Genomic DNA, 22,007 nt, shown 5'->3' with positions numbered 1-22,007 from the left:
GGAGGGCCGGGCCTGTCGGCGGGGCCTGCGCTGGGCGGCCCCTACTGGTCAGAACCGGCCCGGCCAAGTTTTGTGAAGTTGGCACCCAAGATTTTTAAGGCAGCCGCCGGGTCACCACGATCACGGTCACGATGATGACCACTGCGGCCGCCGCAGCGATCGCGGTGACCACCGCCGACTCGGTGGCCACGAAGACACCCCCCACCCCGGCCAGCACACCGTTGACCAGCCACAAAACCGTTCGGTGACCGCCGCTGTCCCGTTGGGGCTGGCGCCGGTTACGTTCGTTGCGGGCCATGCCGCACCCCCTCCGTTGATCCGCCACGCCCCGCCCGGGGCGCGCTCCACTAACGAGAACCGGTCGGTGGCCGCGGTGTGAAAGCTCGCAGGTCAATGCCGCCCTCGCGTGAGCGGCCCGAGGACATGAGCGCTGCGTCGTGAGGCGGCGCGGTCCGGGTGAGCGACCCTGGCGGGGCGCGAACCGGGCGGTGTTAACCGAGTCGATGCGGGCACGCATCGTGCCCGCATTGGCGACCGCGGGACGTTCAGCGCCTTCGGCGAACTCCACTCCTACTTCGATCGGAAGGGTTTCTACAGCGAGCAGCGTTACGGCGGCTTGGACGAGCAGTACCACCTGATGGAACGCCCCTACCGGTGCCCGTCGGTCCTGCCATCTGAACGATCGTCGCTGCGACGTGTCGTCCACACCGTGCACCAGGCTTACCGGCGCGTCCTCAGCCCCATGTGGTCGGCTATCGACCGTCCGATCACCGCCGGCTACATGCTCCGACCGGCCTGGCAGTAGGCAGAGAATCAGGGGCTCGTCGACCAAAACCAGCTTCGCTACCCCAGGCACTGAGTTATCCACAGATGGCGCCGCTGCGGGTTGATCGGCTGACCTCTGCCTGCTGAAGTACCTCCGCAGGGACGACGAGACGTCCCATTGACTGGTGAGGGAGAGCAGCCATGACACAGGGTGGACGCAGCCGATCACGATGCACCCACTGGCAGACGGCACCAGTCGACCTCGCCGGTGTTACTGGTCTCGCCGGCTCGCTGGCGGCTCCCATCGCGGCCGTCGCAGGGCCGCCGACGGCCGCAGCCACGCTGCTGGTGAATCGCTGATGCCCGCGGTCGAGGCATGGCTGATCGGTGGACCGGCCGACGGCCGTATCACCCCGATCGAGGTCGCCGAGAACGGGAGCCTTCCGCAGGTCATCATCCTGCCGCAGAGCGGCGCCTATCTCGGTGCCCACGAGCACCTCAGCCCACCCGTGCAGTACCGATACGTTCGTTGTCACGGCGAGGCCGATCCGCCAACCTTCCAGTACGACGGGCCTCTCCCCCACAACGAGTGACATCGGTGCGGCCGCCCCCCGGCCGAGGGGCGCGGCCGTTTCGGACCACAGAACGGGAGGCGCAGCCCCATCCGGGTCAACCGGCTACCCCACGCCACCCCCAATTCGAACGTTTGTACGATGCGTCGGTGGAGGACATTGCGGGGCGCTGGTGGAACGGGATCTGGGGGCGCCTGGGCCGCCGGGATGTGTGGTTGACCCGGGAGGTCAGGTGGAAGGTCGCCGCCCGTGCCGGCGATAGCGAAAACGGCCGGATGCTCCGGTGGGAGTTCGACACCGAGGACGAGGCCCTCGCCATGGTCAAGCGCCTGCTCGCCGCCGATGCAGGCGGCCAGTGGCGCAAGCAGCCCGACAGCCCGCCGCCCCAACAGGCATAGCGCCCGGCTTGCAGCCTGCGACCCCGACGGGGTGGCAACCGCAAGGCCGGGCCGCGGTCAGGAGCTGCAGGTGTTGAGCATGCTCTGCAGGGCGGACTTCTCCGACGACTGCAACGTCAGACCCCAGCTGTACTTAACGGTGATCCACATCTTGCTGTAGGTGCACCGGTACGACGACAGCGGCGGCTGCCAGGTGGACGGGTCCTGGTCGCCCTTGGACTGGTTGACGTTGTCCGTCACCGCGATCAACTGCGGACGGCTCAGGTCGTTGGCGAAGCTCTGCCGACGGCTGGTCGTCCACGAGCTCGCGCCGGAGCGCCACGCCTCCGCCAGGGGCACCACGTGATCGATGTCGACGTCGGAGGCCGCCGTCCAGGTCGCACCGTCGTACGGGCTGTACCAGCGGCCCGAGGTGGCCGCGCAGGAACTGTCCACGACGACGGAGGTGCCGTCGCGCTCGAGGACCTGCTCGCGAGTGTTGCAGCTGCCGCTGATCGTGATCCAGTGCGGGAACAGGTCCCGCGAGCAGCCGCTGCTCGAGCCCTGCGCCGCCACGGTCAGGGCGTTGAGCTGCGACTGCGCGGTCGCCTTCGACGGTACCCCTGGGAGGTGTGGCCGACGCCGGCTGCGCGCTGACGCCGACCAGGAAGGTGGCAGCGAGGACGGTCGCGGCGACGTAACGCACGGCACGCGGGAAATAAGCAGGGGCTTGGGGCCAGCAGAGGCCTGGGTACGCCACAAGATCACCAGCAGCAACGGAAGCAACACTCCGCGTGTCGCGACTGCTCCACGGTGGCAGCGGCGTAAATTGCATACGTCCGATCGCCCAGGGCAGATTGGGAGTTGCGGACAGCAAGTGCATACCGCGTCTTGCTAACCCCTTACAGACATAGGAGGAGCGCACTCATGGTGCGTTCACAGGAAGTAGCGACGGGTCACGAGCTGGTTGTGGACCTCGCGCCTTCGGCACAGGTCGTGACCGTCGTTCAGACGGACGAGCCCGGTTCGGCCGGGTGGCCCACCTACTCAGTCGGCGGCCGCGGCCGGTGTGGGTCGTTGAGTGCCGTCGTGGCCGTGGCGGTGCTTGTCGGCACGCAAGTCGATGATCTGAAAGTGGCTGGTCTGATAGGGGTGCTGGGCGTCCTGCTCGAGTGGTTGGCGGCGCGCCGGACCACCTTCGTCACGCATATTCGTGTGTCCACCGTGCTGGCTTCGAGGCGACTCAACCAGGGCGACCTGGGTACCGACGGTTTGCGAGTTGACGTGCCCAACCCGCGACACTCTCGAGAAAGCTAGGCGGGTGCCTGCTCCCGTAGAGAGGCGCCGATGTTCTCGAGTATGCGCCGAGCGGCGTCGCCCGCCGCTGCCTGGCGGTAGAGATCCTCGAAGGAGCTCTTATAGCCGGCGACCACCGCGTGGTCCTCGACGAGTGCGACGTCGTCCGGCAGGTTGTCGAGGTAGACCACGTCTGGATCTACCTCTGACTCGAATTCGTGCAGGGAGAACGGCCCGACAAGGACGGAGTTGGCGGCCGTGTCCCGGTGGAGCACTACGAGATCGAGCTCCGGCAGGCGGGACAGCACCTGTTCGACCTGTTCGAGCATGAGGTCGGTGTTCTCTACGGACTTGAGGGCACGTTCGTCGAGGACGATCCGCACCTCACATCGCCGCGACTGTGCGAAGACCCGACTCTGGCGTGCCATGCGCAACTGCACACGGGCGTCTGCCGCCAGATTGTCGACGCGATATTGCGGTCCTGTGGTCACCACAAGCCGGGCGTAACGCTCCGTCTGGAGCAAGCCTGGCACGAGGAAGGGATGGTATTGGCTTATGCGGCACGAGTCGTCTTCGTAGCCCAGGAAGTCCATATAGGACGGGGAGACGAAGTCTCGATACTCTGCGGCCCAGTGACGCCGGCGTGCCAACCTTGCTAAGTCGAGCAGGTCGCGCACGTGATCAGCGTCGCGGACCTGGTAAAAGTCAAGCAGGGCTCGCAGGTCGTTGACGGAGATGCTGACTGAGCCGTTCTCGATCCGTGTCACCTTTGACAGCGACCAGTCCATCTCTTGGCGCACGTCCTCCAGCGAGAGCCCGCGATCGAGGCGCAGTTGGCGAAGCACGAGGCGCAGGCGCCTTCGATTCGTGGTTGGCCCTTGCCCGCCCGTCGTCACGTCTACGCCCTCCAGTCGGCAACTGCAAAAGGCAAAATGAATGAGGAAAATTGCCTAGAGCAATTCTCTTTAGGCTGTCGGCTTGCCGCTGAGGGAAATAAGCTATCAGACCAGACCTTCGGACGCCGAATCGGGTGAAAGAGCCAGACATTCATGGCTGAACTGGTCATGGTCCTGCTACCGTACTTACATAGCGCGACACAACCGAAGACGGTCAGTAAAGCCCTCCTCGCGTCCGAGGCTCGGCTCGGCACGCAAGCAGAGGCGGGTTCCGCATTAACCGTCATCAGCACCGCGCTTCCATTCGTCAAAACCGCCGATAACAAACCGTCGACTCCAGGAGACTCGGAAAAATGGAAGAAGATCGTAGCTCCCACCCCATCTGGACCCGTCGCAGCTCCAAGTGTCAGAACGACCACTGCGTCGACGTATCCCGCTACGCCACGACGGTTGAGGTGTGCAACTCAGCCGCCGCCGACACGCTCCTTTCGTTCACCAACGATTCCTGGCGAAAGTTCCTCCATGCCCTCGGGAACAACACGCTTCAACTGCCGAACACGTAGCCGACTAAGGCCAGCATTCGCCATGATTGACGCCGCGAATACCTCTCAGTCACGGCAATTTGTCGGGAAGCCGACACCTGCCGTGCTGGAGCTCGGGCGGCACCACTGTGTGAGCACCCGCCTCCCCGGCCTGCACCTACGGCGCATCCATAGCGGGCCGGGGAAGCCAAGGCACACCTGCCCATCCTGTCTCGTTCTGCTGGTGGGACTCTACGAAACCCCGGGCCGTGGGTACAGGCGACACGGCGAACCCTCAGCACCTCGCCCACCCGGGCTCCACCACCATGCAATCAACGGGTTGACAGCTCGTTCGCGCATTCCTTCCATTCAGTGCTTCTCGCAGGCCGATACTGACAACTCCTACTCCTTAGCGCGAGCGACAACGTGACCGCCGAGATCAGCCCGCGACGGCAGCTGGGCGTCAGGCCGAATGTTCCGATCTTCGGACGTTGGACCCCGATAGACGGGCAATCCCGCAGCCGAGGAACCGTAAAATAGTGTGCGTTTCCGGGCGCCCTACTCAACACCGTGCGCTAGACGGTGCCACCACGAAGATGTTCGATACCGGCAGCGGTGTGCTGCCCTGGCATCTTCAGTGCAGGCCAGTCGGGGCCGCTGTACGACCGCGATCTCTACGCCGGCCCAGGGTTGAAGATCCGCTTCTGCGTCAACCGGAGCCCCTCTGGCCGTATCCGACAACTTGAACATCACTGGCCTTCCTCCAACCATTTCCAGCGAGAGCAACGTCCCGTGCCGCGGCACGCCCCTTAGAGGAGGCAGCGGCGGTACCCCATAGACCGTCACCTGAGAAGCGGCCAGTGTGGAGGGTCGCGGTCCGACGAGATCGCGGGCCCATCCAACGCTCCCACCACCCGTTGACAGAAGAAGAGCAACTGTCGTTCACCAAGCGCCGCCCCGCTCCGGCCAGACCGCGCCTTGGTCCGCAGGCGACGAAGCTGCTGCGATGCCGGAACGATCGCGCCCGTGCTGATGGAGTACCAGACATCCGAGCACCGTTGGATCAGCTCACAGGCAGGCGGGTACGCCCAGGTTGAAGTTCAAATCAGAAAATCTTGGGAACAGCGTCCCGATCGGGCATCCGATCATTCAGGGCGGGAACTCGTGCAGCGATGGCAGCTGCTGCAGGCTCGACCGGGCACTTACCGCGTAGGGGTGCGATTCACCCAGCACCCGAATGTAGTCGGCCAGCACGTCCGTTAGCACGCTTGTCGCCCGACGGCGCTGGCCTCGAACCGCGAGCGCCATTCCCAGGTTGCGGCGCGCGTTCAGCGATGCGGTGTGGTCGGCTCCCAGTACCCGCTCCCGGTCCAGCACGACTCGCTCGAACAGACGCAGTGCCCGCCGGCCCTGGCCTGCGGCCAGCAACGCACGGGCGAGAAAGAGTCGCAACCGGATCAGACTGGGGTTGTCCCGCGGAAGAGCCGCCTCAGCCTGTTCAACGAGCCCGCGCAACAACGCAATCGCATCGCCATGGCGGCCCGCGGCTGAGTAGGCGGCTGCTCGGTACTGTGGCCACCACATGACCTGAATTCCGGCGACCTCGGCGCGGCGCAGGGCTGCGTTGATCTCGTGGAGCATGACTGCCTCCGCCGCACGGCCCGCCCGGACATAGGCACGGGCGAGTTCACCACGGGCGTTGATGGTCGACTCATGCTCGGGCCCGTACACGCGGATATTCTCGCGGAGGTTTTCTTCGAAGATCAGCACCGCGTCGTCATTCCGTCCCATCGAGCGCAGCGTGCTAGCGATGTTGATGCGCGAGGCCATGGTCGAGCGGGCATCGGGGCCGCAGATGCGCAGGCTCTCCTGCAGGTTGTACCGGTGGATTTCTAAGGCACGCTCTAGGAGGCCGGCGCATTCGCAGCAATATCCGAGACTGTTTCGAGCCGCCACGGTGGCCACCTCGTCCGGGCCGTGCACGCGCATCCGGTCCGCGAGCGCTTCCTCGGCGAACGCCAGCACGTCGAGTTCGCGGTGCGTGCCGATGCCCGCGTTGATCAATGCGCGGCGGGCGAGGAAGACGGCCTCGTCGTCGATGCCATCCGTGTTTTGATGCTCCTTCAGTACGGCGAACGCTGTGGTCAGTGAGCGGGAGGCTTCCCCGAGGATGCCGAGCCTTTCGACGCTCCACCGGCGTAGCCGCAAGAGTTCGGATAGGAGTTCCTCTGCCTCGGGGTCGCCGTTCAGGTCGCGGTACACGGCGGCCCAGACATCGGCCACGTGGTCAACGACGTCGGTACCGGACGGTGGTGCCGCCGCAGCGGTGGCGCCAAGCACCCTGGTCGCTTCCTGGGCGGCCGCCCGTACTCGATCCTGAGTTCGCATACGTGTCAGTGCGAACCGCCGCGTAAGCCGGTGCATCACTACGACGGTGCCGGTGACGTCGAACCCTACGACGGACGCGCCGGCAAGCGTCGCAAGGGCATCATCGACTCCAGATCGCTCGATAGGCAGGTAGTACAGCAAGTCGCGCCGGACGCCGGCAGGTGACAGCAGGGCCATGAGATCGACGATGCGCTGGGCGACGCCGGTCGGGTCGGCCGCTTCCGCATCGGCTATCGAGCGGAGCGTGGCTTGCTCCACGCTGTTCGGGTAGTCGTCACCCGGTACACGGGCCAGCATCGAGGTGAGCGACCCGGTACGGAGCCCGGCGAGATAGTCGCGAAATGACTGGCGCCGACGGCGAATCACCGCACCCGCCTGGGAGAGCGCAAGGGGTAGATCGCCGAGTTCGTGCGCGACAAGCGCTGCCTGTTCAAGGTCGTCCAGGCCGCTGCGGGTGCAAAGAAAGGCCGCCGCCTGTGCAGGGGTGAACACTGCGACACGGACTTCGGTGCCGAGTTGAGCGAAGTCCCGGTTGGTCGTGGTGATGAGAACTCGCGCTTGGCCACGGCGGGGCAGCCAGGGCAGGACGGCATCGGGGTCGAGGGCGTTGTCTAGGACGATGAGCGACGGCGAGGTTCGCTGCTCGATCCAGCGTAGTGCGGCCTTCGCTGCCGCGTCAGCATCGACAACCGAGTCGACGAGCTTCACCTCGCAGGCCACGGCTGCCAGTGCCGTCGTGATCGCGGCGGCGTCCTCGGCGACGACCCACAGCACCAGGCGCAGTCGCCGGGCTAGGCTTTCGCGGGTGTACGTCGCGGCCAGGTGAGTTTTGCCGACGCCGCGTCCACCGGTCAGCACGGTGACAGGGCCGTTCGCGACGGCGCGTGCCAACTCCTCGAGCAGCGCTGCCCTGCGGGTGTAAGCCAGTGGCTCGCGCGGCACGTCGCCGATCACGATTGGCGCCCGGCGCCGGGCGGACCAACGCAACGCGCTGCTGGTTGAGGTTCGGCGCAGCTGGAGGTACGAGACCCCAAGTCCGGCTACGGCCACGATCGCGCTTACCACGCCTACCGTCACTTCGGCGCTCACGGGCTCCACGAAACCATATGCACGGATCCGTGTGATTCCACCGTCCGGAGAGACATTCGCCGATCTTGCCCCCGGACCACGGGTCAGGAGGACTTGACTCCCACGTTGAAAGTGGCTCACGGCGGTACAGGCAGAGCATCTGGCCGATGTGCGCTGCCCTGGGCAGGTAAATACCTGTTCGAATTGGAGGCTCTCACCATACCGAAGCAGAACTCGAGACACCGGTAGGAGCGGGCGGTGCATCTGGTGCTCAAGCACCAGGGCAACTACGCAACCGCGTGGGAGTTGATCGGGCGATCGCCATCAAGCTGAAGGATTGGGTTCGACTGAGACGCCGCGTATGTGGATCTGTCATACCGGGTCGACACTGGCCAGTGTGCCGGGTCAGCAGCGGCAAGACTGGTGCGGCGGCACCCGATCAGCGACTTGCTCTCAATCGGTCACGAGAGGGTGAGCGCAGGCAGGAGCCCGATCGTTCCCCTGCCTGCAGCATGGTTCGACGGAGAGCACCCGTAAGGGTCACCATGGTGTTCGCTCCCCGACAAACTTCCCTGCACTGGATCCCGTTCTGACCCTCGCCCGCCCCGAAGATGCGCCGGCGCGGCCCTCATCGTGGCACACCGCGTTGCGATCCTCGCCCGGTCCTTGGACCGGGCGCAGCCGGCCTCCGCGACCGTGGACGGCACGTAGGGCCACCCGTTGCGATCCTCGCCCGGTCCATGGCCCGGGCGCAGCAAGCGGGCGTTTCCCCGGCGCCCAGGTCGTGGAGGAGTGGTTGCGATCCTCGCCCGGTCCGTGGACCGGGCGCAGCGGGAGAGCCGGCTGATCGAACGCTCCGACGACGGTGAGTTGCGATCCTCGCCCGGTCCGTGGACCCGGCGCAGCCGTTCAGGGCGAATGGAGTCGACTCGACTCTCTTCGTGTTGCGATCCTCGCCCGGTCCGTGGACCGTGCGCGGCCTGCGCGGCCGTGCCGGCCAACCCGAGGTTGCGATCCTCGCCCGGTCCGTGGACCGGGCGCAGCGGGTGGCCGCTGTCGCCGCCGTGGCCGCCGTCAACGTTGCGATCCTCGCCCGGTCCGTGGACCGGGCGCAGCTCCACGCCTGCCCGGTGTCGGAGGTACCCAGCCGGGGTTGCGATCCTCGCCCGGTCCGTGGACCGGGCGCAGCCAGGCCGGGGAGACGCCGAGCGAGACGACGAACAAGTTGCGATCCTCGCCCGGTCCGTGGACCGGGCGCAGCCAGCGTCAACGGCGGCACACGAGGCGAGCAGGTTGAGGTTGCGATCCTCGCCCGGTCCGTGGACCGGGCGCAGCGACGGATGCTCGTACACCGCTGTCCTGGAGACGAGGTTGCGATCCTCGCCCGGTCCGTGGACCGGGCGCAGCGCCGTGGACCCGCCAGGTGACGCCGGCGACGTACTTGTTGCGATCCTCGCCCGGTCCGTGGACCGGGCGCAGCCCTCCTTCGGGATGCGCCTCCGGTTGAGGGCCTCCATGTTGCGATCCTCGCCCGGTCCGTGGACCGGGCGCAGCACGCGCTCGCGGGCGCCGTGACGATGCCGACGCAGGCGAGTTGCGATCCTCGCCCGGTCCGTGGACCGGGCGCAGCCCGCCACCGCACGGCTCATGGCGCAGCACCTCCAGGACGTTGCGATCCTCGCCCGGTCCGTGGACCGGGCGCAGCCTGCAGAATTGGGTCAGGGAGGGTCAGGACGACCGGTTGCGATCCTCGCCCGGTCCGTGGACCGGGCGCAGCAGCCTGCGGGTGGGTGGTGCCGACGCGCGGCAGTTCGTGGTTGCGATCCTCGCCCGGTCCGTGGACCGGGCGCAGCAGCCTGCGGGTGGGTGGTGCCGACGCGCGGCAGTTCGTGGTTGCGATCCTCGCCCGGTCCGTGGACCGGGCGCAGCCCGTGGTGGAGTGACGTCGACCCGATCCCGTTCGAGTGGTTGCGATCCTCGCCCGGTCCGTGGACCGGGCGCAGCCACGTGCACGTGTCGGGTTGGGCGGCCGACGACGAGTTGCGATCCTCGCCCGGTCCGTGGACCGGGCGCAGCACCCCTTGACGTAGTCGAACCACGCCACCGACAGGTCGTTGCGATCCTCGCCCGGTCCGTGGACCGGGCGCAGCCCGCGCCATTGGCGATGGTGCTGCTGACCGGCAGGAACGAGTTGCGATCCTCGCCCGGTCCGTGGACCGGGCGCAGCGCGCTGATGCCGGGGCGGCCCTCGAACATGCAGTCGTGGTTGCGATCCTCGCCCGGTCCGTGGACCGGGCGCAGCCGTGCCACCGACCGTCGGGTTGGGTCCGTCGGTGCGGTTGCGATCCTCGCCCGGTCCGTGGACCGGGCGCAGCTCGCCGGCGACCACCAGATGTAGAACCGCTGCCCCCGCTGTTGCGATCCTCGCCCGGTCCGTGGACCCCGGATGTGTCGCGTCCGGCGCGGAGCAGGACTTGGCGGGAGTTGTGTATTTTACCGGCGACCATGGCTTTGGCGATCGCGATTCGGCGGTCGTGGTTGTCGACGGCGCGGTGTTGGGCTTGTCGCAGGAGTGGGTTGCCGCTGGTGGGGCCTGCGACGCGGGCTCTGAATCGGCCCATGCCGGTGAGCCAGCTGACGGATCGGCCGTCGTCGGCGCAGCGCAGCAGTAGGTCGTCGGTGATGGTCACGCCGGCGAACAGGACCAGGTGGTCGACTCGGGTCAGGGGTAGCAGGCGTCGTCCGGTCTGTTCCGGGTGGTAGACGCGGACGGTGTCGCCGTCGAGGTGCAGGCTGGTCCCTGGGGTTTGTACGTAGAGGGCGTTGAGGAGTTCAGTCACGCCACTGTCCCGACGGCCTGGGGGTGAAGAGGTCGGCTGCCGGGCGGGTCTGTCGACTGTTGGTCATGTCGGGTAGACAGTCGTCGCGCAGTGAGCACTTGCGGCATCGGGTGTCGTTTCGTGCCGCTGGTAGGTGTGGGGACGCGAGGAGACGCCGGATGGCCTCGGCCGCTTGCACTACCCGGCGCAGGAGGTCGGGGCTGATGGTGACCGGGTGGCGGCGACGTTCGGCGACGGAGTAGATGTATCCGAGGGGCACGTCGAATCCGGCTTCGAGCAGGCAGAGGGCCTGACCGGCGAGTTGCAGGTCAGCGGGCCCGTCTGGCTGGTAGCGGCCGACTTTGTATTCGACTGGGGTGGCGGTGGTTCCGGCGAATTCGACGACGTCGCAGATGCCTCTGAGGCCGTACACCGTGCTGCCCACGGGTAGGGAGCGGATGGTGGTGAGACCTGCCCGCCGGGTCAGGCCGGGCAGATCCACCAGTCGATGGCTCAGATCGCCGCGTACGGTCTGCGCGCTGTCACCCCAGATGCCCTCGACGTGGATGAGCGCGGTCTGTCGGTGGCAGTAGGCGTAGTGCTCGAGTGCGGAGAGCGGGATCTCGGGAGGGATGCCGTCGCCATCGGTCGTCGGGGTCACGGCCAGAGATTCACCAGTGGGGTGAACTCGATTCCCTCGGGCAGGTTGTCGGTGGCGAGGGTCAGCTGGTAGTCCAGGTGGTGCCGGGCCGGCTTTTCCGTGTTGGTGCGGCTGAGGGATACGCGTTCGGTGAGGCTGGCCGCCGGTGCGACGCCGAGGGCGTCGGGGTGGCTGAAGACGTACAGGCCGCAGAGTTTCATCTCGCCGCGGGTGGCGGAGCGGTCGTGGTCGAACATCAGGGTGATCGCCCGCCAGAAGACGGCGAGGTCGTCAGAGGTGACGCCCGTCTTCGCGGCGCGGGGGGCGGAGTAGAAGATGCGGGCTTGGTAGAGGCCGTAGGGCACGGTCCATTTCGAGCCCATCTCGGTCCGCTCACCCTTGTCGATGTCGTCCTGGCGGGTTTGGGTGACCCGGGTGATGGCGTGATCGGTGGGGAGGACCGGATCGACGCTGCGGGCGAAGGTGAGCTGCACCGGACCGCGCACCTGTCCGGCACCGCCCTTGGTGGTGCCGGTGCTGAGGACGGCACCGAACATGCGAATGTCGAAGTAGTGCTCGCAGAGCCACCGCTGTGCCTCGTCGGCGCGACCGGGGTTGGCCTTGAGGCCTTCCTCGATGCGGGTGTTCAGCGCGTGGCCGGCCTCGACGAAGATCCCGAACTTCGGGTCGTCGTCGCGCATCAGGGCGACGGTGTCGCGGATCTTGCGCTTGATGGCGACGTCCGTGACTAGCCCCTGGCCGGTCTCGTCGTCGGTGCGCGGCTGGTTACCACCGTCGGGGTCGCCGTTGGGGTTGCCGTCGGTGACGTCGAACAGGAGGACAGCGTCGTGGCGGCGGGCCGGGTCGAGGTGGGTGTCGCTCATTCGACGTCTCCTTCGGTGCTGGACTGGTCGTCCGAGGCGGGTGGCAGGTCGGTGTTCTTCTTCTTGGCGGCGGCCTCGATGCGCTCGGCGCGCATCGCGGCGCGTTGCTGGTGGAACCCGAGGACGAACTGGGCCTTCTGCGCCAGGACGGCGGTGCTCGGGATCGAGTCCCGGCTCGTGTCGATCTGGGCGAAGATGTCGTCGAGTCGGGTGGCGTACGCCCTGGCCCAGCCCGGTTTGCGCAGCGGCCCGCGTAGGCGGCGCAACCAGGCGGTCGAGGTCCGCTGCCCGTTGACCAGGACCACTCTCGGGTTGGTGATGGCCCGGCCCATGTACCGCTCGGCGAAGGTGGTGTTCAGCGGCTGGTTAGCCGCGCGGAAAACCGTCTGCTGGAGGTCATCGAGAACGGCGAAGGCCCGGCCGGACAAGTAGGCGGGGTCGTTGTTGTCCAAGTTCAACGTGGGGGTCAGCCTTTCAGACTCGTCGGGTCGGTCTGGCCGGCGGCGCAGGCCGAGCCGGATCAGGGCCGCGCGTGCCGGGTCGACCCGGCCGTCGGTGCGGATTCGGTTGAGGACGTGGGTGAGCAGTCGCGGCGGCAGCGGGCTGTGGAGCAGCGCGGCCCGTAGCAGCGCGTGTTGCAGGCCGGTTGGCCGGTCCTCGCCCCTGGCGCCGAGCTTGGCCCAACTGCCGGGGGCGCCACCCCGCCCGACCTGCCACCGGCCCGCCGCGCGGACCAGCTGGGTCAGTCGGACCTGGGTGACCTCACCGGACCAGTCCGCGATCTCGTGATCGTCGATCCACGAACGGATGTGGTCCTTGACCCGGGGCAGCCGCATCTCCACCCAGTCGCGGATCACGACCCGGGCGACGTTGCCGCCAACGGTCACCGAGCAGAAGGTCGACAGGTCATCATCGCCGGGTTCGATGCCGTCTTGGGGGGTGGTGAGCCGGGCGCGGGCGTCGTCGAGGTCCGGGGCATCCAGCGGGGCCATGGGGTCGAAGCGGGAGCCGCCGACCAACCACCAGGCCAGTCGGGCGTTCTGCCCGGGTAGGGCTGTGCTGTGCCGCTCATCGGACAGCACAGCCGTCAACGACGACATGAACGTCAGACCGCACGTGACACAGATCGGCGTGTGGGCGAGAAGTTTCGTCAGCTCATAGCCGTGGGACGCCTCGTTGACGCTCACCAGGGAGGCGCTCTGGGTGGCGCCGGGCAGCCACCGCCGTGGAATCTGCTGCGGGATCGTCTTGAGTAGGTCGCGGACCTGGCCGCAGACCAGGCAGTAGCCTGCCCGGCCGAGGCCCTTACGCCCGGCGGCGACGCCCGCCCAGTACCGCTTCGCTGATTCGTGTTCGGTGGCGATCTGCCCGTCGACGACGAAGGCCACCACATCGGCGCGGCTCCACGTCCGATCCGTGACGACTGTCAGTGCGTGACCGCCGGCGTAGAAGGCGGCGATGGCGGGAGCTGGGCCATCCGGCTCCGTGGCAGCCCAGTCCCGGATCAGCTCCTGGAATGCGGTGTGTTGCTTGGCCACCCGATCGGCTTTGCCGTCCTCGGCGATCCAACCCAGCACGTATTCGACGGTGTCGGCCGCCAGCGTCGGCGCAATCCCTACGGTACGCGTGACATTAGGCATCCACCGGTTGACTCCGAACCGCTGGCTGGGTGTTTCCGGAGACGCGAAATCGACCAACTCGGCGTTGGCGGGCGTGCCGTCAGCGGCGATGTAGAGCAGGAACCGCACCGGCTTCCTGGCGTAGAACGGTGGAGTCACCTCGCCACTGGACTCCGCGTACTTGACGAGCCGCTGCAACAGCATCAGATGCCCCCGCCCGGAAGGGCAAGTTCCATCCCCCGCTGCGGCACATACAGAACCCCCGCCTGCACCCGGGCGGAGAACCACTCCATGCGAGGACTTCCGCCACCGTCGCGGTGAATCGAGTGCAGCATGATGCCGATGTCCTCATGCAGATCGTGCTGACGCGGAGCCGTGTCGTCCGGCCAACCGAACTCGGCACTGAACTCCCGCGTACCAAGGTAGGGGCGCTGGAAGCAGGCACCCCTGCGAACCCGGCGGCGCAACTGATCCCGGTACGCGGAAGCCGGCTTGTCCGCATGCGCAGCCGGCACTATATGCGCGTGGATGCGGTAAGCCACGTCCCGCAGGCACACGGCATTGCGTTGATCGCGATGTGCCACCGTGTCCACCCGGCGGATGCCCTTGATCGCCTCCGCCAACGGCGCCACGTCCGTGGTCTCGTTACGGCGAATCGTGAACTGCCGGATCGGGCGGAGCACCTCGATCGCGACGATCTCGTAGCGAAACTCCGGCTTCCAGTAGATCGACTCCAGCACGCCCACCGCGGCTGGAGGCGTCATGACCGGGTAGCTCACCCGCTCCACCTTCAGCTCCGGGCGGGAAAACAAGGCGGCCTCGCCGACGACCTGAACCACCACGGGCAGGTCACCCTCGCGGCTCCGTCGCAGGGTCACCCCGTCGATAACATCCGTCGTCACAGCACGAACTCCTCGAAACTCGGGTCGAAGGTGATGCCAGTTGCCTCGTCGTATGCGCCGATCCACTCCACCAACGCGCCCACCTGCACCTCATCGCCGATGATCGGCCGCATCCGTTCCTTCACCTCCGGGTTGCTGAGAACACCGCTGTGCACGGTGGTGGTGTAGGGCTGAAGCTGACGCAAATCGTGCAGGTCCGGCACCGGCGCGTGGCGGATTTTTTCAATCAGTTTGCCGAGTTCGACGCACTCCGCGTCCGTCGACGCGCCTTGCGGGGTCACGACGGAGATGCCCTCGTCGCGGATGAGCCGGAACGCCCGCTTGTGATCCCGCCTGCCGCTGTCCACATGGGTTAACGGGCCGTCGGAAACAGTCTGGAACGCCCACTGCTCACGGGCCTGCTGGATGCGTTGGCCAATGTGATCCGGGTCCTTCAGGTTGAGCGCGTCATAGACCCGCCGGTAGTAGTCCGACAACGCCGACGTGTTGTCCGGATCGGCCACGTCGGGCCCGAAGCAGGTCTTCGCCACACCGACCAGCTTCTTGTACGCCTTGGGCTGCCCACCGTCTGACGGAGCGAAGATGACGACCCGTCCCCGGTCCAAGCGCCCTTCCCGATTGGCCCGACCGGCGGCCTGCAGCAACGAATCAGCCGGTGCCATCGCCCGGTAGACCAGTGGAAAGTCCAGGTCGACGCCCGCCTCCACCAGCTGTGTCGCCGCCAGGAGCACTCGCTCACCGGCACGCAACCGCCGGATCACCATTTCCAGCACCCGCCGCCGATGTGCCGGGCACATCCGCGTCGACAGGTGCCAGGCGACATCTCCGAAGCCTTCCTCCTGCCACCGCTCATACACCGTCCGCGCGTCCGCTGTCGTGTTCACCACCACCATCGCCGACGCGCCACCGGCACCGCTGGCGGCCAGCCCGACGCTGACGTCATCAGCGATGTCAGCCAAGGTCAGACCTGCGTCCAGCCGCCACTCGTACGACACACGCCGCATCTTCTCGTTTAGCACCGACACTTCCGAGACCAACTCGAACCGGTCCAGGTCCGCGAAGGTCTGCAACGCCCAGAAGTCAGGCTGGGTAGCCGACGACAGCAGGACCGTCGTCCCGAAGTGCTCCACCAGCAGACGCAGGCCGTCCAGGATCGGTACGAGCATGTCGTGCGGTAGCGCTTGAATCTCGTCCAGCACGATCGCCGACCCGGCCAGTCGATGCACCCGGCGCATCGCCGACGGCTTGCGGGCGTAGAGGGACTCGAACAGACGCACAAACGTCGTCACCACGAACGGCGCATCCCAGTTCTCCGCCGCCTGACGCGCCCAACGCCCAGCCGCAGGAGCATCGAAATCCACCTGGCTGTGATGCTCCAACACCACCGGCTCCGCACTATCCTCATCGAGCATCTGCCGGTAGACGGCGGCGTTCTGCTCGGTGATGGTCAAGAACGGCACTGCCACGATCACCCGACGCAGATCGTGTCGCTGGGCGTGACGCAGCGCGAAGCCAGCTGCGGCAAGCGTCTTCCCAACCCCAGTCGGCGCGTGCAGCCGGAACATACCGGTGGGTCGCTCTGCAGCGGCGACAGAGTCCGCGTAGACCTGCTCCCGCAGCCCATCGATCGGCGATGGCGGGCGCTGCGCAAGTGACGCTGTTCGCCGGCGTTCGAACAGGGCGAACAGGTGGGCGAAGTCGGCGTCAGGGCGCACCCTCGCAGCGGCGAGCTGATGGTGATGCGCGTGAGTGTCCAACCCGTCGGCGTCAACCAGAGCGCTGTAACACAGCCGAAGCGCCATCTCCCCCACCAGCGGATCCTGCTGCCAACGCTCAGGCAGCGCGGCACTCAGGTCATCTGGCAGTTCCGGCAGCAGACGGGACAGGGCAGCCTCCGCCGACACCACGTTCCGCGGATTATCCCTCAACGCAGCCAGCAATTTCTTCTTGAAGTCGCCCTGGTCCAGGAGCCCACCATGGTGCCCAAAAATGCCGACAGCGAACCGACCCAGGCCACGCTCCCACGCGACTCGCGTGCCGAGCGCCTTGTGGTCGATGCCGACTTGCCCGCCCTGAGCGGCAACCTTTGACAACCGCTCCTGCCACGCATCACTGGCCTTGCCGCAGTCGTGGAGCAGGCCCAGCCAGTGCGCCAAGTCGGCGCCTGCAAAGGGGGCCGCGAAACGTCGCGCAAGGGTGGCCGTACCACGCAGGTGGTCCTCAAGAGAGTGCCACACCTCGGTATCGGGAGCAGGGCTATGCGCCCACAATGGGCGCTCACCGCTCACATTCGGTCCCCAAACTGATTACAAGATGGCTTCAACACGGGCCTATCCAGCCACCCCGCTTCAACGGAGTCAACGCCACGTCCGCGATTTGTCGGATATTTGCCTGAGCGCCGCGGGGGCGTCCCTGACTGCCCTTGGAATTCTCCCCCAAGTCGTTCACGAACGTTGAGCAACAACCAACAGCGATGAGCTGAGGCCGCCCCGCCAGCTCGCAGATCTCCGCAATGACCTTGACGAACACGGCGAGCGTTTGGCTAGTCCAGTTAAGGACCCTGACTGCTCCGGTTCGACAATCAGCCGCAGCAAATAGCCCGCACCGGGCCATCTTTATCATGACCGTGTTGCGACCCTCGCCCGCTCCGTGGACCGGGCGCAGCGGCCGCCCCGGCGGCGTCGGACAACGGCATCCGCTCGTTGCGATCCTCGCCCGGTCCGTGGACCGGGCGCAGCGTCAGGCGATGGCGCTGCCGCTGATGTACGACGGACGGTTGCGATCCTCGCCCGGTCCGTGGACCGGGCGCAGCATGCCCACCGACGCCGAACGCACAGAGCTGGGCATCGTTGCGATCCTCGCTCGGTCCGTGGACCGGGCGCAGCGACCCGGCGGGTGCGCGATCACCCCACGGACGATCGTGTTGCGATCCTCGCTCGGTCCGTGGACCGGGCGCAGCTCGCCTTTGATCGACTGCGCCGGGTCGATCTGGTCCATGTTGCGATCCTCGCCCGGTCCGTGGACCGGGCGCAGCACCGGCGCGGACGCCAGGATCGGACCCACCCGGCCGATGTTGCAATCCTCGCCCGGTGCGTGGACCGGGCGCAGCCGGGGCTGACCACCCATGGGGCGGCGAGCACGTCGAATTGCGAACCTCGCCCGGTCCGTGGACCGGGGGCAGCGGGTACCGCCCCCGAGTTGTGCAGCGTCTCGCAAAGGTTGCGATCCTCGCCCGGTCCGTGGACCGGGCGCAGCACGGCCACTGACGACGAGATGCGGCAGCTGGCGTCGTGGTTGCGATCCTCGCCCGGTCCGTGGACCGGGCGCAGCGATCGCGATGTTCGTCGACGCCGAGGTTGACCACTCGTTGCGATCCTCGCCCGGTCCGTGGACCGGGCGCAGCGTACGTGGCCGAGGGCCGCGATCTGGCGCCCGTCACGTTGCGATCCTCGCCCGGTCCGTGGACCGGGCGCAGCTCGACGCGTGATCGCGCAGCGGGGTGATGTCGATGGAGTTGCGATCCTCGCACGGTCCGTGGACCGGGCGCAGCCCGCCCCGGCTGGCTTCGTCCAGGTGCCGTTGCTCGTGTTGCGATCCTCGCCCGGTCCGTGGACCGGGCGCAGCGTGGTGGGCACCGGATAGTCGGCGAGCACCGTCAGTTGCGATCCTCGCCCGGTCCGTGGACCGGGCGCAGCTCGTGGATCGGGGTGCCCACGCCACCCTGGAGCACCGGGTTGCGATCCTCGCCCGGTCCGTGGACCGGGCGCAGCGGCGGCGGCCTTGGCTGTCTGCACGCTGTAGCTGACGTTGCGATCCTCGCCCGGTCCGTGGACCGGGCGCAGCCCGGCACAGCTTCGGCATCGACGCCCACAGGCTCTGGTTGCGATCCTCGCCCGGTCCGTGGACCGGGCGCAGCCTGCTCGGGCGTGTGGCCGCAGGCGCGGGCGTCGGCGTTGCGATCCTCGCCCGGTCCGTGGACCGGGCGCAGCAGTTGCTCAACAGCATAGATTCATCAACTTTGAGCTTCATCAGACAACTTGGTCGCCGAAATCGACTAGATCGCCCTATTATCAGGTTCGGAACCACACGCTCAACGAGGAATCACCAGAGGTTCCTAGATCAACTGATGCCCCCGTGCCACGGCGGGCAGTTGACGGCACCGATACCCGCCACAGCGGTACTGCCATCCCCGAACGAGCCGACTCCGTGGCCCGGAGCGCTGGTCGTACACCACCAACTCAACGCACCCGGACAATCGATCGACGGTGCCCCCGTTCACAGTGGCAGGCCGGCGATCGATGGGGTGGTGGGAGGGCACACAGGGACCGGGAACCGCGGATCGACACGCCCGCAGCGTCCTACGCCAACATCGTCGTAAAAGTCGATATCAAACTCCGACAAAACTTCGACACTGTGGTCCTGCCACGGCCTGCCGCCGCTATCGACAATGGGAACCTGACGATGCTGCCCGATCTCACAGCGGCCGTCGACGGGCCGGTGCTCGCTTAGATGCTCGGCGCTGATCGACCGACCCGGAACGACTTGACACACAGCAGCTATCGTCTGCACACATCGTGACCGCACGTCTGCAGTAGACCGGGGGTTTAGCAGCGATGGCTGACAGCGACGAGACCAAGGCCGCCCGCCGCGAGCTCGGCCGCCGGCTCGCGCAGTTGCGCAGGGCTGGCGGTCACACCCAGCACGACTTGGCGCGGCTCGTGCAGTACGGCCGCAGCTCCGTGGCGAACACGGAGACCGGTCACCAGCACCCGGACCGTGCCTTCTGGGCGCGCTGCGACACCGTGCTGCAGGCCGGTGGCATGCTCGTCAGGGAGTACGACCGCATCACCGAGCTCAACCGTCAACGACAACGCTCATCGGCGATCGAGGAGGTTAGGAGCGCGTCGGGGCTGGCGACGCCGACCGATGCTGGCCACGACGATTTTGGAGCGAATGGCGGTGCTGCTCTGTGGGAACGCGAGGACCGTATCAATGCCCGACGGCTGGCACTGAAGTCTTCCGTCGATGACAACATTCGTCTCGCGTATCTGGAGAACGAGGTCCGCCAGGCAATCGCCGACAACGAGCGTCTCACCCCGGTAATCCTCATAGCGCGTATGCGACCGCTGCGCACCTACGTCGACCAGCTCATGGAAGGCCGGCAGCACCCACCGCAACGCGCCCGGCTCTACGCCGTCGCTGCTCACCTATCCGGACTTCTCGGCGCACTCGCCCTTGACCTCGGCGCATTCGGTGCGGCTTACGCCTATGCCGCCGAAGCGTTCGACCTCGCCGAGGCCGCCGAGCAGTCCGAAGCGCAAGCCTGGGCACGGGCCACGCAAAGCCTGATCGCCTTCTACGCCGGTGACTACCATGACGCGCTGGCCTACGCCCAGGACGGTCTGCGCCGTGGCGGCACCAGCGGGCACCGCATCCGCCTCACGATCAACGGTCAGGCGCGAGCCCTCGCCCGTCTCGGAGACCGGTACGGCGTCGACCGCGCCGTTGACCACGCGTTCACCATGCTGTCCGACTACCCGGCCAGCTCGTCGGTCAGCGCTAGTCTCGCCCTGGACCCTTACTGCCCGGCCAGGACCGCGGCCAACGCGGCGACCGCCTACCTGGCGCTCGGCCGCACCGCGGGCGTCACCAACCATCTCACCACGGCGATCACCGCCTTCGACACCGCAGGCTTGGCTGGCCCGCGCGCACTCTGCCGCCTCGACCTGGCCACCGCGCACCTGCACGCCAACAGCCCCGACCCCGAGGAAGCAGGCGCACTGGCGGTGGAGGCGCTCACCCTCACCGCGGACCAGCGTTTCGAATCGGTCAACCAACGCGCCCATCAGTTCCTCGCCGCCGCCCACCCCTTCGCTTGCCACCCGCACTTACGGCACGTCGCCGACCTGATCGCCGACCGCACACCGGTCGCTGGCACCGGACAGGCCGCACTACCATCGCTGTCATGAGCAGCCGGGAACTGGCCAGCCAGCACCAGCGCTGGACCGCCTACCAGGACCTGCCCAGACTCACCAACCACTGGTACTGGCGCCCGGGCTGGCGGGCCGACCGCCAGTTCTACACCTGGCACCTCACCTTCGAACATCAACCTGAACTCCATCACCTCGTCGCCGACCTGCAACGTCAACTCACCCTGCCCGGACTGGACTTGGTACCGCTCGACGGGCTCCACCTGACCATGCAAGGTCTCGGCTTCACCGACGAGGTCACCAACACCGATGTCGCAGCGGTAGTTGCCGAGACTCGCCGACGCTGCGCCGGCCTACCTCCGCTGGAGTTGATGCTCGGGCCGGTCGACCCCGACGCCGAAGGAATCGGCCTGCTCGTCCGTCCCTGGGACCGCCTCGAAGACCTCCGCGCCACCATCCGAGGCGCCATCGGCGCGGTATGGCAGACCGTTCCGGAGGCCCCAGATGGATTCCGGCCACATGTGACGATCGCCTACAGCTGTGGTCAGGAACCGACCGGACCAATCCGCACCCGTCTTAACAACCTCCTCCACCGGCAACCCGCCCGGGTGACCATCCGACAAGCATCGCTGATTGCGCTACGTCGAGAACACCGCAGCTACCGGTGGACAACGGTGGCGACTACGCCCCTTGGCGCGTGAGGCGTTCGACGTGGCGGCGAAAGGCCGTCGCAGCACGGGGCGATGAAGTCGACCCAGGACAGGTCGGGCCCGGCGGCATTCGAGGAGACGTGGCAATGGGTGCGTGCAGGTTGGACCGTTCGGTGAACTGCACCAAGGCCTTGCGCCCGTCCGCCTCGGACAAAGGTGCGGAAGTAGCAGGACGAGGCGTCGGCGCCGACGACGAGGCGCTTCACGACGATCTTTCTGCGGTAGGTGATAAGCGGCTGGCGCTGGCAGGCGAGGGTGTCCCGAGCAGGTCCAGTGCGCCCTGGAGTTGCCGGAGGACGACTTGGGTTTGGTGCCGGTCGGCGGAGGCAGGGTGGTGGCCAGCGGCGGCGGTAGTGAGCAGCCACCAGGCTGCCCACACCCGGTGCCAGCCCAACGCCCATCGGGCAGCGGAAAGCCCGCCCCGGTCGGCTTCGGCATCGGGGTAGCCGCCTGCGGCGACGTAGGCGTGAATGAGTTTGCTGAGGAGTCGGGGTTCGGTTGGCCTGCGGGTGCCGAACCAGGTGGCCAGGTCGAGTAGGCCCGGCCCGTTGAACGCCTTGGCCCAGTCAAGGAGGCGGCAGCCGGTGCGGCTGACGTGCAGCGAAGTGCGGTGGAATTCG

General features: G+C 67.2%; 14 protein-coding genes, 2 pseudogenes and 2 CRISPR repeat arrays. Of the genes and pseudogenes, 6 read left to right on the top strand and 10 right to left on the bottom strand.

Annotation, left to right across the window (positions count from 1 at the left end; all coding sequences use genetic code 11):
* Positions 1-94: 94 nt before the first annotated feature.
* Entirely contained in the window at positions 95-298 is a 204-nt protein-coding gene (locus O7631_RS17940; protein ID WP_278145241.1) for a hypothetical protein, read from the bottom strand.
* An 826-nt stretch (positions 299-1,124) separates the two neighbouring features.
* On the opposite strand from O7631_RS17940, the gene O7631_RS17935 reads away from it, so the two are divergent.
* Both O7631_RS17935 and O7631_RS17930 read left to right on the top strand, forming a co-directional pair.
* Positions 1,125-1,358: a hypothetical protein gene (locus O7631_RS17935; protein ID WP_278145240.1), complete on the top strand. Its 234-nt coding sequence runs from the start codon at positions 1,125-1,127 to the stop codon at positions 1,356-1,358.
* 128 nt (positions 1,359-1,486) lie between these two features.
* Positions 1,487-1,735, top strand: a complete 249-nt coding sequence (locus tag O7631_RS17930) for a hypothetical protein (protein WP_278145239.1) — start codon at positions 1,487-1,489, stop codon at positions 1,733-1,735.
* Between the two features lie 57 nt (positions 1,736-1,792).
* Here O7631_RS17930 and O7631_RS17925 read toward each other — a convergent pair.
* A pseudogene (locus tag O7631_RS17925) lies at positions 1,793-2,381 on the bottom strand (HNH endonuclease family protein).
* Between the two features lie 260 nt (positions 2,382-2,641).
* Here O7631_RS17925 and O7631_RS17920 point away from each other — a divergent pair.
* A complete protein-coding gene (locus O7631_RS17920) occupies positions 2,642-3,031 on the top strand; it encodes a hypothetical protein (protein ID WP_278145238.1) in 390 nt (129 codons plus the stop codon).
* Here O7631_RS17920 and O7631_RS17915 read toward each other — a convergent pair.
* Entirely contained in the window at positions 3,028-3,855 is an 828-nt protein-coding gene (locus tag O7631_RS17915) for a helix-turn-helix transcriptional regulator (RefSeq protein WP_278145237.1), read from the bottom strand. The two genes, O7631_RS17920 and O7631_RS17915, sit on opposite strands and share 4 nt — an antisense overlap.
* 404 nt (positions 3,856-4,259) lie before the next feature.
* Here O7631_RS17915 and O7631_RS17910 point away from each other — a divergent pair, with 404 nt between their 5' ends.
* A complete protein-coding gene (locus tag O7631_RS17910; RefSeq protein WP_278145236.1) occupies positions 4,260-4,469 on the top strand; it encodes a DUF397 domain-containing protein in 210 nt (69 codons plus the stop codon).
* Positions 4,470-5,576: 1,107 nt separating this feature from the next.
* Here the strand turns inward: O7631_RS17910 and O7631_RS17905 are convergent.
* The 7 genes and pseudogenes from O7631_RS17905 to cas3 form a co-directional block, all read right to left on the bottom strand.
* Positions 5,577-7,904, bottom strand: coding sequence for a tetratricopeptide repeat protein (locus O7631_RS17905; protein ID WP_278145235.1), 2,328 nt, complete (start codon positions 7,902-7,904; stop codon positions 5,577-5,579).
* A 624-nt stretch (positions 7,905-8,528) separates the two neighbouring features.
* Positions 8,529-10,334: direct repeats of the CRISPR family, unit length 37 nt; unit sequence GTTGCGATCCTCGCCCGGTCCGTGGACCGGGCGCAGC.
* A 56-nt stretch (positions 10,335-10,390) separates the two neighbouring features.
* Positions 10,391-10,723: pseudogene (locus tag O7631_RS17900) on the bottom strand (CRISPR-associated endonuclease Cas1); the annotation flags it as partial.
* Entirely contained in the window at positions 10,716-11,363 is a 648-nt protein-coding gene (cas4, locus tag O7631_RS17895; protein ID WP_278145234.1) for a CRISPR-associated protein Cas4, read from the bottom strand. The gene cas4 and the pseudogene O7631_RS17900, both read right to left, overlap by 8 nt.
* A complete protein-coding gene (gene cas7c / locus O7631_RS17890) occupies positions 11,360-12,226 on the bottom strand; it encodes a type I-C CRISPR-associated protein Cas7/Csd2 (RefSeq protein WP_278145233.1) in 867 nt (288 codons plus the stop codon). The genes cas4 and cas7c overlap by 4 nt, the downstream gene beginning before the upstream one ends.
* The gene (cas8c, locus tag O7631_RS17885; protein ID WP_278145232.1) at positions 12,223-14,049 is read right to left on the bottom strand and encodes a type I-C CRISPR-associated protein Cas8c/Csd1; all 1,827 of its coding nucleotides are present in this window, start codon (positions 14,047-14,049) and stop codon (positions 12,223-12,225) included. Before cas8c ends, cas7c begins: the two co-directional genes overlap by 4 nt.
* Positions 14,049-14,747: a type I-C CRISPR-associated protein Cas5c gene (cas5c, locus tag O7631_RS17880; RefSeq protein ID WP_278145231.1), complete on the bottom strand. Its 699-nt coding sequence runs from the start codon at positions 14,745-14,747 to the stop codon at positions 14,049-14,051. The genes cas8c and cas5c overlap by 1 nt, the downstream gene beginning before the upstream one ends.
* Positions 14,744-16,984, bottom strand: a complete 2,241-nt coding sequence (gene cas3 / locus O7631_RS17875; protein WP_347403540.1) for a CRISPR-associated helicase Cas3' — start codon at positions 16,982-16,984, stop codon at positions 14,744-14,746. The genes cas5c and cas3 overlap by 4 nt, the downstream gene beginning before the upstream one ends.
* Positions 16,985-17,375: 391 nt before the next feature.
* Positions 17,376-18,736: direct repeats of the CRISPR family, unit length 37 nt; unit sequence GTTGCGATCCTCGCCCGGTCCGTGGACCGGGCGCAGC.
* Between the two features lie 624 nt (positions 18,737-19,360).
* Between cas3 and O7631_RS17870 the strand changes: the two genes are divergently transcribed.
* Together O7631_RS17870 and O7631_RS17865 are read left to right on the top strand one after the other, a co-directional pair.
* Entirely contained in the window at positions 19,361-20,716 is a 1,356-nt protein-coding gene (locus O7631_RS17870) for a helix-turn-helix transcriptional regulator (RefSeq protein WP_278145229.1), read from the top strand.
* Positions 20,713-21,378 (top strand): 2'-5' RNA ligase family protein, encoded by a 666-nt coding sequence (locus O7631_RS17865; RefSeq protein ID WP_278145228.1) that lies wholly within the window; start codon positions 20,713-20,715, stop codon positions 21,376-21,378. Before O7631_RS17870 ends, O7631_RS17865 begins: the two co-directional genes overlap by 4 nt.
* Positions 21,379-22,007: the final 629 nt, after the last annotated feature.

This window comes from Micromonospora sp. WMMD967 (assembly GCF_029626165.1).
GTDB classification, from domain to species: Bacteria; Actinomycetota; Actinomycetes; order Mycobacteriales; family Micromonosporaceae; genus Micromonospora; species Micromonospora taraxaci.
This window is presented reverse-complemented; position numbering and strand designations above follow the sequence as displayed.